The 13,960-nt window shown below is 35.2% G+C and carries 12 protein-coding genes; 7 read left to right on the forward strand and 5 right to left on the reverse strand.

Translation table 11 applies throughout. The features are described 5' to 3' along the window. Window positions 1-15 precede the first annotated feature (15 nt). The gene (locus LPC20_RS09290) at window positions 16-1,104 is read left to right on the forward strand and encodes a M42 family metallopeptidase (protein WP_229324728.1); all 1,089 of its coding nucleotides are present in this window, start codon (window positions 16-18) and stop codon (window positions 1,102-1,104) included. A 151-nt stretch (window positions 1,105-1,255) separates the two neighbouring features. On the opposite strand, the gene LPC20_RS09295 is transcribed toward LPC20_RS09290, so the two are convergent. From LPC20_RS09295 to LPC20_RS09310, 4 genes are all read right to left on the reverse strand, one after another. Further along, window positions 1,256-2,209, reverse strand: a complete 954-nt coding sequence (locus LPC20_RS09295) for a phosphoribosylaminoimidazolesuccinocarboxamide synthase (protein WP_229324730.1) — start codon at window positions 2,207-2,209, stop codon at window positions 1,256-1,258. 69 nt (window positions 2,210-2,278) lie between these two features. Then, window positions 2,279-4,624 (reverse strand): S9 family peptidase, encoded by a 2,346-nt coding sequence (locus LPC20_RS09300; RefSeq protein WP_229324732.1) that lies wholly within the window; start codon window positions 4,622-4,624, stop codon window positions 2,279-2,281. A 19-nt stretch (window positions 4,625-4,643) separates the two neighbouring features. Next, window positions 4,644-5,456 (reverse strand): Cof-type HAD-IIB family hydrolase, encoded by an 813-nt coding sequence (locus LPC20_RS09305; protein ID WP_229324734.1) that lies wholly within the window; start codon window positions 5,454-5,456, stop codon window positions 4,644-4,646. A gap of 21 nt (window positions 5,457-5,477) precedes the next feature. Continuing rightward, window positions 5,478-6,428 (reverse strand): PhoH family protein, encoded by a 951-nt coding sequence (locus tag LPC20_RS09310; protein WP_229324735.1) that lies wholly within the window; start codon window positions 6,426-6,428, stop codon window positions 5,478-5,480. A gap of 173 nt (window positions 6,429-6,601) precedes the next feature. On the opposite strand from LPC20_RS09310, the gene LPC20_RS09315 reads away from it, so the two are divergent. The 5 genes from LPC20_RS09315 to dnaN all read left to right on the forward strand — a co-directional run bounded on the left by LPC20_RS09315 (window position 6,602) and on the right by dnaN (window position 11,458). After that, on the forward strand, window positions 6,602-7,432 hold the full coding sequence (locus tag LPC20_RS09315) for an SAM hydrolase/SAM-dependent halogenase family protein (protein WP_229324737.1): 831 nt from the start codon (window positions 6,602-6,604) through the stop codon (window positions 7,430-7,432). Between the two features lie 7 nt (window positions 7,433-7,439). Further along, window positions 7,440-7,766, forward strand: a complete 327-nt coding sequence (locus LPC20_RS09320; protein WP_229324739.1) for a putative quinol monooxygenase — start codon at window positions 7,440-7,442, stop codon at window positions 7,764-7,766. Between the two features lie 78 nt (window positions 7,767-7,844). Next, complete coding sequence (gene gldF, locus LPC20_RS09325; protein WP_229324741.1) at window positions 7,845-8,570, forward strand: gliding motility-associated ABC transporter permease subunit GldF; 726 nt, start codon at window positions 7,845-7,847, stop codon at window positions 8,568-8,570. After that, complete coding sequence (gldG, locus tag LPC20_RS09330) at window positions 8,570-10,255, forward strand: gliding motility-associated ABC transporter substrate-binding protein GldG (protein WP_229324743.1); 1,686 nt, start codon at window positions 8,570-8,572, stop codon at window positions 10,253-10,255. Before gldF ends, gldG begins: the two co-directional genes overlap by 1 nt. Window positions 10,256-10,339: 84 nt before the next feature. Further along, entirely contained in the window at window positions 10,340-11,458 is a 1,119-nt protein-coding gene (gene dnaN, locus LPC20_RS09335) for a DNA polymerase III subunit beta (RefSeq protein WP_229324745.1), read from the forward strand. Between the two features lie 74 nt (window positions 11,459-11,532). Here the strand turns inward: dnaN and LPC20_RS09340 are convergent, their stop codons facing one another. After that, entirely contained in the window at window positions 11,533-12,366 is an 834-nt protein-coding gene (locus tag LPC20_RS09340; RefSeq protein WP_229324747.1) for a universal stress protein, read from the reverse strand. 171 nt (window positions 12,367-12,537) lie between these two features. Between LPC20_RS09340 and mnmE the strand changes: the two genes are divergently transcribed. Further along, on the forward strand, window positions 12,538-13,938 hold the full coding sequence (gene mnmE / locus LPC20_RS09345) for a tRNA uridine-5-carboxymethylaminomethyl(34) synthesis GTPase MnmE (protein WP_229324749.1): 1,401 nt from the start codon (window positions 12,538-12,540) through the stop codon (window positions 13,936-13,938). The last annotated feature ends 22 nt before the right edge of the window (window positions 13,939-13,960 follow it).

Below are 13,960 nucleotides of genomic sequence, written 5' to 3' on the forward strand. Positions count from 1 at the left end.
GCAAAAAAATAATTTATGAGCACTACATCTATATTAAACGAAAAATCGATTAGCTTTTTAGAAAGCTACCTTAATAATGCATCTCCGACTGGATTTGAGGCCGAAGGTCAGAAAATTTGGATGGAATATGTAAAACCGTATGTGGACACTTTTATCACTGATACCTACGGAACCGCTGTGGGAATCATCAATCCGGATGCTCCTTATAAAGTGGTGATTGAAGGTCATGCTGACGAAATTGCTTGGTATGTCAACTATATTACTGACGACGGATTAATTTACGTAATTAGAAATGGTGGTTCTGATCATCAAATTGCACCTTCTAAACGAGTAAACATTCATACTAAAAACGGAATCGTAAAAGGAGTCTTTGGTTGGCCAGCCATTCATACTCGCAACAGAGGAAAAGAAGAGCCAGCCAAAACCGACAATATTTTTATTGATTGCGGTTGCGAAAACAAAGAACAAGTTGAAAAACTAGGCGTTCACGTAGGTTGTGTAATTACCTATCCTGACGAATTCATGGTATTGAACGAAAACAAATTCGTTTGTCGTGCCATTGACAACCGTATGGGAGGTTTCATGATTGCTGAAGTGGCGCGATTGTTACACGAAAATGGTAAAAAATTACCTTTCGGATTGTATATCACCAATTCGGTTCAAGAAGAAGTGGGATTACGTGGTGCCGAAATGATTACTCAAACCATCAAACCTAACGTAGCCATTGTAACCGATGTGTGTCACGACTCTACTACTCCAATGATTGATAAAAAAATTGAAGGAGAAACGAAAATTGGCAAAGGACCTGTTGTTACTTACGCTCCTGCTGTACAGAATAATTTAAGAGAATTGATTTTAAATACTGCCACCGAGAAAAACATTCCTTTTCAGCGATTGGCTTCGTCAAGAGTGACTGGAACTGATACGGATGCTTTTGCATACAGCAATGGCGGTGTGGCTTCGGCTTTAATTTCACTTCCGTTACGTTACATGCACACCACCGTAGAAATGGTGCATCGCGAGGACGTGGAAAATGTCATTAATTTGATTTATGAAACCTTATTAAAAATAGAAAACGAAGAAACTTTTTCGTATTTCAAATAGTTTAGGAGCTATTCCCGCTTTTCGCTATATCTTTATAGCCCTAGCTTCGAGAATCTCAGCTTTAAGACTATAAAGGATGCCTCTTCAATCGGGGCTAAATAAAAAAACGCAATTCTTACGAATTGCGTTTTTTTATATCAAATTGGAATTCTTATCTGTTCTTCAAGAAATCTACAACGTTCTTTTCAATTCGCTCATTAATATTCGTAATGTCGGCTTTTACAAATTTCTCACCCAAGATATTTTCGTACAACTCAATGTATCGTTCTGAAACCGATTCGATGTAAGTGTCTGTCATATCCGGAATTTGTTGTCCGTCTTGTCCTTGGAACCCGTTTTCAATTAACCAACGACGTACGAACTCTTTTGATAATTGTTTTTGTTCTTCTCCATTTGCTTGTCTTTCAGCATATCCTTCTGCGTAGAAATAACGAGAAGAATCAGGAGTATGAATTTCGTCAATCAACACAATTTTACCGTCTTTGGTTTTACCAAACTCATATTTGGTATCTACTAAAATCAATCCGCGACTCGCAGCAATTTCAGTTCCTCTTTGGTATAAAGCTCTCGTGTATTTTTCTAAAGTTAGGTAATCTTCTTCGGTTACGATTCCGTTAGCTAAAATAGCTTCGCGCGAAATATCTTCATCATGAGAACCATTATCAGCTTTGGTAGTTGGCGTAATTATTGGTGTTGGAAATTTGTCATTTTCCTTTAATCCTTCAGGCATGGTTACCCCGCAAAGCATTCGTTTTCCTGCTGCATATTCTCTAGCTGCATGTCCTGAGACATACCCGCGAATGACCATTTCTACTTTGAAAGGCTCGCATAAATGCCCTACAGCTACATTAGGATCTGGTGTTGCGACTAACCAATTAGGAACGATGTCTTGCGTCATGTTCATGAATTGGGTTGCTATTTGATTTAGAATTTGTCCTTTATATGGAATACCTTTTGGCAAAACCACATCAAATGCCGACAATCTATCCGTAGCAATCATGACTAATAGATCATCATTTATAGTGTAAACTTCACGAACTTTTCCGCGATACACTGATTTTTGACCTGGAAAATTAAAGTTAGTAGTTGTAATTGTAGTACTCATTATATAATAGTGTTGTTTGTAATGGCTGCAAATTTAGCATTAATTCATCTAGAATGGAAGTGAATAAAACTATTTATTTAGCAATGTTGAATTGAATAAATCTAAGATTCTACTGTACTCATCTACCCACGAATAGGTTTCTTTAAATCCATGTGATTCTACTGGAAAACTAGCTAAACTCCATTTCTTCTTTCCTAATTCAATAAAACGTTGGGATAAACGCACAATATCTTTGTATTCTACATTGTCATCCACCATACCGTGTAACATCAATAAGTTGCCTTCTAAATTATTCGCAAAATAGATTGGCGAACTTTTTTTGTAGGCATCGGGATCGGTTTCTGGAAAGTTCAGAATGTTTCCTGTGTAACCATGATTGTAATGTGCCCAATCCGTCACCGAACGCAATGCAGCACCTGCCGCAAACTCTTTAGGAGTAGTTAACATACCCATTAAAGTGATAAATCCCCCGTAAGAGCCTCCATAAATTCCAACTCGGTTTTCATCTACTCCACAATTTTGAACTAAGAATTTTTTTCCATCAATTTGGTCTGACAAATCTTTTCCGCCCATAAAACGGTAAATTCCTGTTCTCACATCACGTCCGTAACCATCGCTTCCACGGTAATCAATGTCCAAAACAGTATACCCTAAATCAGTCAACATATTATGAAACATATATTCTCTATGGTAAGTACTCCAATGATTATGAGCGTTTTGCAAATACCCAGCACCATGCACAAAAATCACGGCCGCTTTGTTGGCTTGACTAGTAGATGGTTTGTACAAACGAGCATAAACCGATGTTCCATCTTGCGCTTTGAAAGTAATCACTTCTGGTGTTCTCCATTTGTATGATTCAAATTCCTTGGTGGTTGAAACGGTAATTTGTTCTAAAGTACTCCCTTTTTTATTGGAAGCCCAATACAATTCCCAAGGTTTATTTTTATACGAATAACGAACTAACAAATTTTTCTCATCTGGTGAAAGACTTACTTCATGAGCGCCATCTTTCGTTAAAATAGGCTGTAAAACAGCATCCGAAAGGTTCATTTTATAAAAACCTCTATTCCCAGGATGTGTCTGATTGGTGGTTAAATAAAACGCTTTTTTATCTTTTGACAAAACAACGCCACGTACTTCCCAATTTCCTTGAGTGAGTTGCACTTTCTTATTGGTTCTCAAATTATAGGTATACAAATGCGAGTAACCAGTTTTTTCAGATTGAAAATAAATGGTTTCATTATCTGCAAGGAAACCTAAGGTTCCAGAACTAAAAGCGTATGATGGAATTCCAGGTCCACCTATCCAAGCCTCATCGTGTTGGTGTTCAATTTCTTTAAAGCTTCCTGTAGCTAAATTCAAATTAACTAACCAACGGTCTTTGTTATCCTGACTTCTAATTTCAACTATTGCATACGAACCATCTTCATTATAGATGGGAGCTTGAGCAACAATTAATTTGTCTTTTTTGTCTGCATTTTTATTCTTCTCATACAATTTAAAATATTCTGGAACATCTTGTATATGACTTAAAGACGAAAAATTAACGGTGTAAACCGTATCTTTTGCTACATTGTAAATACCAAATTTAGTGTTTACCAAATTGTTTATTGACACTTTGGATTTGGTATCTTTTGATTTATTGTAACCGTCAGCAGTAATAAACACTTCCATTTCTTCCTGCTTCACCTCAGATTCTTCTCTTAAACGAAAAGTGACAAAATCTCCTTTAGGACTAACTTTTGAGGCTTCAATCGTGTTTTTTCCAACGAAATAAGGTCTAGGAAAATCCAATTTTGGATCTTCATTAGCAGTATTCCATTTCTCTTTTTCTTCTTGGTCTCTAACAAACTGAAACAATTCTTTTTGTTGTTCTTTCAGGAAAGTCTCTTTTTCTTTTGGTTTATCATCTGATTTCCCTTTTCTGAAATTTGTCAACTGAACTAACGAACCTAGTTTTGTGTCGAATTTAAATAGGTTGTCGCTTTGTTTGAAAAATAGAACGCCTAGTTCTTTACCTATTTGAAGAGAAGAAACCGGTACACTATGCTGGTATATCTTTTGTGTTTTTTTGTCTTTAATCGAATAAGAAAAAAGTTGTCCTTTGTCTACAAAATAATAGATTCCTGTCCCCTCTTTTTGAAGCATTCTCAACTTCGAAAATTTAGCTTCTTCTTTGGAAGCTTTTTGAGGAGCCTTCATTCCTTTCTTCCAGAAATAAGTCGAATTGCCCCATTCTTTATTCGGATTCCAATCAAAATAAATTGTGATTCCATCCAGAGACCATCTTTCGTTTTCAGGAAGATTTCCAATAAAATCATTCCCCTTCATAATCTCTTCCATTTTCAATGTTTGTGCTTGAAAAAAAGAAGAAAACAAAATACAAATAAGTAATACTATATTATTTTTCATAGTAATTGGGTTTGGTTTATTAATAGTTCAATATTGTCTCTGAAAGGTATTTTGCCACTCCATCTTCATGATTGGTAGCAATTACTTCTAAGTGAGATAATTTATTTTTTAAAGTTTCAGGAGCGTTGCCCATAATCAAACCTTTTCCGGTGGTAACAAGCATTAGTTCGTCATTAAATCCGTCACCAAAAGAAACCGCATGGCTAAAATCTAAATTCTCTTTCTCCAATATTTTAGCAATAGCATGGCTTTTGTCAACTGCTTTATCCATAAATTCAAGACAAATTGGAAGACTAAAAGCATGGTTAAATGATTCTGGGTGATGTTCTAAAATCAAATCACGAACCGCAATTAATTTATCTTGATTTTCATGCGTAAAGAAAATTTTAATCGCTTCAAAATCCTCTAACTCTCCAAAATTAACTAATTCGCGATGATAGGTTACTTCTTTAGAAAAACTATTCAATTTTTCATTGTGGATGTTGGTTTGCCACACCTCTTCCTTAAACAAAACAGTGGTAATATCTGGGTCAATATCCAAATCCAAAATTGATTTTACGGCTTGGCTATCCATGTTAATTGAAAAAAGCAATTCTTTTTCTGGCGAATGGATTCTTGCACCATTAGAAGTGACTAAGTACAATGGAACTCCTAGTCTTTCGACCAAAGGGATTGCATCTAAATGATGCCGACCTGTAGCCACAACTATCAAATAATCTTGTTGGTGTAATTCTTGAAAAACGGATCTTGTGTAATCGGAAATTACGTGATGTTGATTTAATAAAGTCCCATCCAAGTCACTAATAATAACCTTACAATTTTCTCTTATCATTGTATAACTGCTTCGACTTAATTAATCGTTATTCTCTATTTTTTTATAGGCCTCAATTACTTTTTTAACCAATCGGTGGCGCACGACATCTTTATCATCCAAGTAAATGATTCCAATACCATCCACATCTTTCAAAACCAAAAGCGCTTCTTTTAAACCTGAAATGGTTCGGCGAGGCAAATCGACTTGCCCAGGATCGCCCGTAATCATGAACTTGGCATTTTTCCCCATACGGGTCAAAAACATTTTCATTTGGGAATGGGTCGTGTTTTGTGCTTCGTCTAGAATAACAAACGCATTATCTAAGGTTCGTCCGCGCATAAATGCTAAAGGTGCAATTTGGATGATTCCTTTCAAAATATAGTCTTCAATTTTTTCACTAGGTAACATGTCTCGCAACGCATCATACAAAGGCTGCATGTACGGATCTAGTTTTTCCTTCATGTCTCCAGGTAAAAAACCAAGATTTTCTCCGGCTTCAACTGCTGGGCGAGTTAGAATAATTCGCTTGACTTCTTTTTCTTTCAAGGCTTTAACCGCCATCGCCACACCTGTGTATGTTTTACCAGTTCCCGCAGGTCCAACAGCAAAAACCATATCGTTTTTTAGTAAGGTATCAACGAGTAATTGTTGATTTGGAGTCAAGGCTTTGATCAATTTTCCGCCTACACCATGAACTAATATTTTGTCGTGTCCTTGGATTTTTCGTTCCTCTTGACCATCGCCTAGAATCACTCGTTCAATTACATTAACATCAATGTTATTATAACGGGTAAAATGCAGCATCAAACGTTGGAATCGTTTTTCAAACTCGTCCAAAACTTCTCTTTCGCCAAAAGCTTTCAAAGTAGTCCCACGAGCAACTATTTTTAATTTAGGATAGTATTTTTTTATGGTTTCTAAATGAGCATCTTGGTCTCCCCAAAATTCCTTTGGAGCGATGTCAACCAAATCAATTATTCTTTCGTTCAAAAGTGGTAGTATTTAGTAGATTAATTCATCTTGAGCAGGTCTAAAATAATTAAAGATTCAAATTAGAAAATATTTTTCTTTATTTCGTTTTTGAATTTACTATTGTTAGCTTTGCAATTCTCAAATTTAATGAAAATTAGGCTTACCCAACCCCAATACTTATAAACAAAATTATGTCAATAATTACCCTTACTACCGATTACGGCTTGAAAGATCACTTTGTGGGTGCTCTTAAAGGGAAAATTATTTCTGAATATCCTGAAATTACCATTATTGATATTTCGCACGATATCGATCCATTCAACATACTTGAAGCTAGTTATATAATTGGAGCAGCTTACAGCAGTTTTCCTAAAGGAACAGTACATATCATTGGAGTAGATAGTGAGCGAAATAAAGAAAACCAACACATTACTATCCAATGGAACGATCAGTTTTTTATAGGTGCTGATAATGGAATTTTGAGTATGCTTACGCAAAAAGTGGTTCCTCAAAAAATGGTGGCTATTACCATTCACGACCGTCTGCATAACGACGCTACTGACTTAGATGTTTTTGTAAAAGTGGCCTGTCATTTATCTAAAGGTGGTTTACTAAATGTAATTGGTAAAGAAATTACCCAATTAAAAGCAGTTACTGGTTTACAAGCAACTGTGGCGAATGATTTTAATTCTATCAAAGGGAATGTGATTTACATCGATCATTTTGGTAATGTGGTCACCAATATTTCAAAAAAACAATTTCTAGATGTTGCCAAAGGAAGGCCTTATGAAATTGTTATGAAAACCAAAAACATCAAAACTATTTTACCTAACTATTCTTCTATTGCAACCAATGAAAAATATGCCATAAAGAATTATGAAGGCGAAAAATTAGCTCTTTTTAACGAAGCTGGTTTTTTAGAAATTGCCATTTTTAGAAGTAATCCTTCAAAAATTGGTTCCGCAAGTAGTTTACTTGGTTTGAGTTACAGAGACGTTGTACTAATTCAATTTAAAAATTAATTCGGCTATGTTGATACGCATCGTAAAATTGAGTTTTCACGAGGAAAATATTCCTGCGTTTCTAGAAAATTTTGAATTGGTTAAGGATCAAATACGAAATTTCCCAGGAAATCGTTTATTAGAATTGTATCAAGACAAAAACAACGCATCGATTTTCTTTACTTACAGTTATTGGGAAAGCGAAGACGATTTGGAAAACTATAGAAAATCAGCGCTTTTTAATGAAGTTTGGGATTTTACCAAGAAATTATTCAATGACAAACCAGAAGCTTGGAGTGTCGATAAATTAAGCCCCCTAACCCCCAAAGGGGGAATGAGCAACATAGTAAATTGATAAAAACAAATAATTTTTGAACCTAATTTCCACAATCGGTTCCCTTCCCTTAGGGGAGGGTTAGGGTGGGGCTTAAATATGAAATCAATAGTATTACGTGAAATAAAATCGTTCTTTGGCTCACCAATAGGTTATTTGGTGATTGCTATTTTTCTTATTTTAAACGGACTGTTTCTTTGGGTTTTTGAAGGAGATTACAATATTTTAAACTCAGGATTTGCTGATTTGACTCCGTTTTTCACATTGGCACCTTGGATTCTGATTTTCTTAATTCCTGCGGTAACGATGCGCAGTTTTTCGGATGAAAAGAAACAAGGTACCTTAGAATTATTGCTTACCAAGCCCTTGAGTGTTTGGGAAATTGTCTCTGGCAAATTCATCGGAGCAACTCTTCTAATTGGTATGGCAATTGTTCCTACTTTTATCTACGTAGAAGCCATTTCCAGTTTAGGAATGCCCGAAGGAAATATTGATATGGGCAGTACTTTAGGCTCGTATTTTGGATTGCTTTTCCTAATAGGAGCTTATGCTGCTATCGGAATTTTTACCTCGACACTTTCAGAGAATCAAATTGTTGCCTTTATTCTTGCTGTGTTTTTATGCTTTTTGTTCTTTTTTGGTTTTGAAGGTTTAGCTTCGGTTTTTCCTAATATTTCAAATACAATTGCTTACTTAGGTATGCAAGATCATTATAAAAGCATGAGCCGCGGCGTGTTGGACACTCGAGATATTCTCTATTTTTCAAGTATCATGGTGGTTTTTCTTTCTTTGACTGTTAACCAATTAAAATCGTTTCAATCCTAATGAATACTGCAACTAAAAACAGGCTGAAATCAGTAGGAATAACTATAGTACTACTATTGGTTTTAAATGCCATTGGGAGTTTCTTTTTCTTTCGATTTGATTTAACCAAAGACAAAAGATATACACTCTCTCCTACTTCGTTACAAATTATTGAACAAGTTAAAAATCCGTTGTACATCAAAGTATATATGCAAGGAGAATTGCCTGCTGAATTCAAGCGATTGCAATTGGAAACGCGCCAAATGTTGGAGGAATTTCAAGGCTATAATTCCAAAATCGTTTTTGAATTTATTGATCCTTTGGAAGACGAAGCAACCAGCATGGACAATATCAAAGAATTGTACCGTAAAGGGCTTACGCCTATCAACATTTCAGTTGATGACAAAGGAAAGCAGTCGCAAGCAATGGTTTTTCCTTGGGCTATTGCCGTATATGACAACAAAGAAGTCAACATTCCTTTATTGAAAAATATCATGGGCGCATCGACTACCGATAAAGTAATTGGTTCGGTGCAACATCTGGAATATTCCATTGCCGATGCACTTAACAAAATCACAAAAGAAAAGCAAAAGAAAATCGCCATTATCAAAGGAAACGGCGAATTGCACGAAGCCTATATTGCTAAGTTTTTGTTGCAAACCAAAGAGAGTTACCACATTGGACCATTTACTTTGGATTCGGTAACCAAACAACCTGTCAATACGCTTGAGGCATTAAAAAAATACGATTTAGCCATTGTTGCTAAACCTACCGAAGCTTTTTCTGAAAGCGAAAAACAAGTATTGGATCAATACATTGTCAATGGAGGAAAAACCATTTGGTTAATGGAACAAGTTGTAGCCGAAATGGATAGCTTGTATAGTCCGACAGGAAGTGCAATGGCGTTTTCAAGAGACTTAAATCTGAATGATTTTTTCTTTAAATATGGCGTTCGAATTTATCCTGATTTAGTCAAAGACGAACAAGGAAGTCCTATAAAATTAGCTACTGGCGAACAAGGAAGTGCCACTCAATTTCAAGAATTCAATTGGAAATTTGCACCTCAGGTTTATCCACAGAGTAAGCATCCCATTGTGAAAAATTTGGGCGGAATTAAATTTGATTTTGCCAATGCCATTGATACCTTGAAAAACGGCATTAAGAAAACGGTTTTATTACAATCTTCACTTTATTCGAAACGAATTGGTACACCAACCGAAATCAACTTGAATAGCGTTAACGAGGAAACTACGCCTGCTGATTATTTGAATAAAGGCACTATTCCGCTTGCGGTTCTTTTAGAAGGTAATTTCCATTCGATGTTCGAAAACAGAGTGTTGGCTTTTGACCAAACTAATTTTCAAGCTAGTGGAAAAAGCGGTAAAATGATTGTCATTTCGGATGGAGATGTGATAAAAAACCAATTGGATAAAAATTTACTTCCTGTCGAATTGGGCTACGATCAACGCTCAGGAAATTTATACGACAACAAAGATTTTCTAATGAATTGTGTCAATTATTTATTGGATGATACTGGACTTATTAACATTCGCTCCAAGGATTTAGATTTGCCTTTATTAGACAAAGAAAAGGTCTATGAAAACTACACCTACATACAATTCCTAACTATCGGACTGCCAATAGTAATTTTAGCAGCTTTTGGCTTTCAATTTACTTTCCTCAGAAAAAGAAAATACAGTAGGTAGATGTTAATAAAAAATTTTCCATACTAAACTAGTTTACGATATATTTGTAAAAAAGTATATCCCAAAAAATATAAAATATAACAGATGAAATTTATAGTATCGAGTTCGTACTTATTGAAACAATTACAAGTTCTAGGGAGCGTTATCAATAGTAACAATACCTTACCTATTTTAGATAATTTCCTATTTGAATTGAACAACAATCTTTTGACTGTTTCAGCTTCTGATTTAGAGACTACCATGTCGGCTACTTTGGATATTGATTCTACCAGTCAAGGAAGTGTTGCTGTTCCTGCTAAATTGCTTTTGGAAATCCTTAAAACTTTTCCTGAACAACCCTTAACTTTCACAGTTGAAGAAAACAGTACTATCGAAATCAGTTCGAATTCTGGTAAATATGCATTGGCGTATGCTCCAGGTGAAGAATTCCCTAAATCAGTTAACTTAGACGAACCTTCTGTAACTTTAGTTCCTGCTGATGTTTTAGCAACAGCAATTAGCAAAACTATTTTTGCTGCTGGAAACGATGATTTACGTCCAGTTATGTCAGGAGTGTTTTTCCAATTCTCTCCACAAGGCTTGACTTTTGTGGCAACTGATGCTCATAAATTAGTAAAATATGCACGTACTGATGTTACGGCTTCTCAAGTAGCTGATTTCATCATGCCAAAGAAACCGTTGAACATCTTAAAAAGTATTTTAGGTGCTTCAGATGCGGAAGTAAAAATTGAATACAACGATTCTAACGCGACTTTCTCATTTGACAATTATTTGTTGATGTGTCGTTTAATCGATGGAAAATATCCAAACTACGAAGCCGTTATTCCAAAAGAAAATCCAAACAAATTAATGATTGATCGTTCTCAATTCTTGAGTTCTGTTCGTCGTGTGGCGATTTTCTCTAACAAAACCACTCACCAAATTCGTTTGAAAATTGCAGGTGCTGAATTGAACGTTTCTGCAGAAGATATTGACTACTCTAACAAAGCGGAAGAAAGATTGACTTGTGATTATCAAGGAGACGATATGCAAATTGGGTTTAACTCTCGTTTCTTAACTGAAATGTTGACCAACTTACAATCGGATATGATTATGTTAGAAATGTCATTACCTAACCGTGCCGGAATCCTTACTCCAGTTGATGGTTTAGAAGAAGGAGAAACCGTAACGATGTTAGTTATGCCAGTAATGTTGAATGCATAAAACAACCATCCAAAATTGAAATAAAAAAAACCGCTATTCTTAAAAGGATAGCGGTTTTTCTTTTTTACAAGAGATTATTCCACAGGGATAGACAAAATAGGAATTTCAAAATCTATTGTTAATTTTTTAGTCAAGCTTGGTTTGAAAAGTCCTTCAAAAAAACCTCTTTTATAGGGCAACATAATCAATAAGTCTACTTCTTTGTACATTATAAAATCGGTAATTATTGCTTGGACATCATCGTCTTCAATAACAAAAAACTCAATAGGTTCTGATTTGTATTCTTCTTTCCATGCGGCAATAGTAGCTTTAGTAACATCGGAATCTGAGGTTTTAACATACAAACACTTCACCTTTGCTTTGGCTTTGTGTGCCAATTGTAAAACCAATTCTAAAGCTTTTTTATCTTTAGCTCTAAAACGTGTAGTAAATCCAATTGTATTGATATTTTGAAAGGGCGCATCAGACGGAACACAAAAGACAGGAATACCCGCATCTATAATTACTGAAGTGGCATTGGTTCCAATAAAAAAACTTTCCCAACCGGTCGCTCCCGAAGTTCCCATAACCACATAATCAATTGATTCTTCCTTGATGGTTTCTTTTATATTGGAAACTAAATCACCTTGCTTGAGTCGATGAGACATTTTTATTTTATCTAAATGTTCCTTTTCAGCAATAGCCCTCAGTTTAGGAATTTCGTGCTTAAACATTTCAAATTGACTCAACTCAATTGAATTATATATTGTGATATAATTTTCAGGGAAAAATTGGTTATCATAAATAGGTAACTCAAATGTGTGCAATAAAACTAGTTCGCCTTGAACCAATTTGGACCACTTTAATGCATGAACAAAAGCATTATGTGAAGCTTCAGAAAAATCTGTTGGAAATAGAATCTTTTTCATTTTTATTAGATTTATGTATTTATCTACCTCTAAGTTAGTCATAATTCATATCACTCAATATGATAATTATCAGTTATTTACAATTAAGCAATAAATAAAATCACACAAACAACAATATGAAAATAGAGAGCCAGAGTTTTATTATCTTTGTGACTTAGAAGAATCAAAAAAATGATACAAAACGATGCTATTGTAGCCTTGGCAACCCCTTCGGGAGCGGGAGCAATTTCAATAATTAGGGTTTCTGGTCAAGACGCCATCCAAATTGGTGCTAGTGTGTTTAAATCTATCAAAAACAAGGATTTAAACCAACAAAAAACCCATACCTTACATTTAGGACATATTATTGACGAGAGTAAAACCTTGGACGAAGTTTTGATTTCTATTTTCAAAGGACCCAATTCGTACACAGGAGAAAACACAATAGAAATTTCCTGTCACGGATCTACTTATATTCAGCAACAAATTATTCAATTATTACTTCGAAAAGGCTGTCGCATGGCCGATGCTGGCGAATTTACCTTACGAGCGTTCTTGAATGGAAAACTCGATTTATCTCAAGCCGAAGCAGTTGCGGATTTAATTTCGTCAGACAATGAAGCTTCACACCAAATTGCGATGAAACAAATGCGTGGAGGATTCTCTAACGAAATTGCCAAATTGCGTGAAGAATTATTGAATTTTGCTTCGCTTATTGAATTGGAATTGGACTTTGCCGAAGAAGATGTAGAATTTGCTGACCGAACTCAATTTCATGAATTATTGAACCGAATCGAGTTTGTTCTAAAAAGATTGATTGACTCTTTTGCGGTAGGTAACGTCATTAAAAACGGAATTCCTGTGGCTATTGTGGGCGAACCCAATGTAGGAAAATCAACTTTGCTGAATGCGTTGTTGAACGAAGAACGTGCTATTGTTTCAGACATTGCTGGAACCACGCGCGACACCGTTGAAGACGAATTGAATATTGGCGGAATTGGATTTCGATTCATTGATACTGCTGGAATCCGAGAAACGAAAGATGTAGTGGAAAGCATTGGAATCCAAAAAACATTTGAAAAAATTGAACAAGCGCAAGTGGTTCTTTATTTATTTGAAAGTTTAAAGTTTAAAGTTTCAGGTTCTGAATATATTACTGAAATTGAAAAAGTTAAAAACAAATATCCGCTTAAACCTCTAGTAATTGTAATCAATAAATCGGATTTAATTTCAGCTGAAGAAACACAAAGTTTGCTTCAACAACTTGAAAAATTACAGCTGAAACAAATTTTAATCTCAGCCAAACAAAAAACGGGTATTGACGAACTGAAAAACACCTTGCTTTCTTTTGTCAATACAGGTGCTTTGCGTAATAATGAAACGATTGTGACCAATACCCGTCATTATGATTCCTTACTCAAAGCTTTGGACGAAATTCAAAAAGTAAAATTTGGATTGGAATCCAACTTATCCAGTGATTTAATGGCTTTGGATATTAAAGAAGCCTTGTATCATTTCGGATTGATTACAGGACAAGTGACTAATGATGAGTTACTTGGAAATATATTTGCTAATTTTTGTATCGGGAAATAAAAACCCTATTTTTGAATATAAA

It is taken from the genome of Flavobacterium ammonificans, from assembly GCF_020886115.1.
GTDB classification, from domain to species: Bacteria; Bacteroidota; Bacteroidia; order Flavobacteriales; family Flavobacteriaceae; genus Flavobacterium; species Flavobacterium ammonificans.

Bases quoted from the DNA above. Each gene is read 5' to 3' on its own strand.
- LPC20_RS09290 (WP_229324728.1), top strand. From the start codon at position 16: ATGAGCACTACATCTATATTAAACGAAAAATCGATTAGCTTTTTAGAA.
- LPC20_RS09295 (WP_229324730.1), bottom strand. From the start codon at position 2,209: ATGAGTACTACAATTACAACTACTAACTTTAATTTTCCAGGTCAAAAA.
- LPC20_RS09300 (WP_229324732.1), bottom strand. From the start codon at position 4,624: ATGAAAAATAATATAGTATTACTTATTTGTATTTTGTTTTCTTCTTTT.
- LPC20_RS09305 (WP_229324734.1), bottom strand. From the start codon at position 5,456: ATGATAAGAGAAAATTGTAAGGTTATTATTAGTGACTTGGATGGGACT.
- LPC20_RS09315 (WP_229324737.1), top strand. From the start codon at position 6,602: ATGTCAATAATTACCCTTACTACCGATTACGGCTTGAAAGATCACTTT.
- LPC20_RS09320 (WP_229324739.1), top strand. From the start codon at position 7,440: ATGTTGATACGCATCGTAAAATTGAGTTTTCACGAGGAAAATATTCCT.
- gldF (WP_229324741.1), top strand. From the start codon at position 7,845: ATGAAATCAATAGTATTACGTGAAATAAAATCGTTCTTTGGCTCACCA.
- gldG (WP_229324743.1), top strand. From the start codon at position 8,570: ATGAATACTGCAACTAAAAACAGGCTGAAATCAGTAGGAATAACTATA.
- dnaN (WP_229324745.1), top strand. From the start codon at position 10,340: ATGAAATTTATAGTATCGAGTTCGTACTTATTGAAACAATTACAAGTT.
- LPC20_RS09340 (WP_229324747.1), bottom strand. From the start codon at position 12,366: ATGAAAAAGATTCTATTTCCAACAGATTTTTCTGAAGCTTCACATAAT.
- mnmE (WP_229324749.1), top strand. From the start codon at position 12,538: ATGATACAAAACGATGCTATTGTAGCCTTGGCAACCCCTTCGGGAGCG.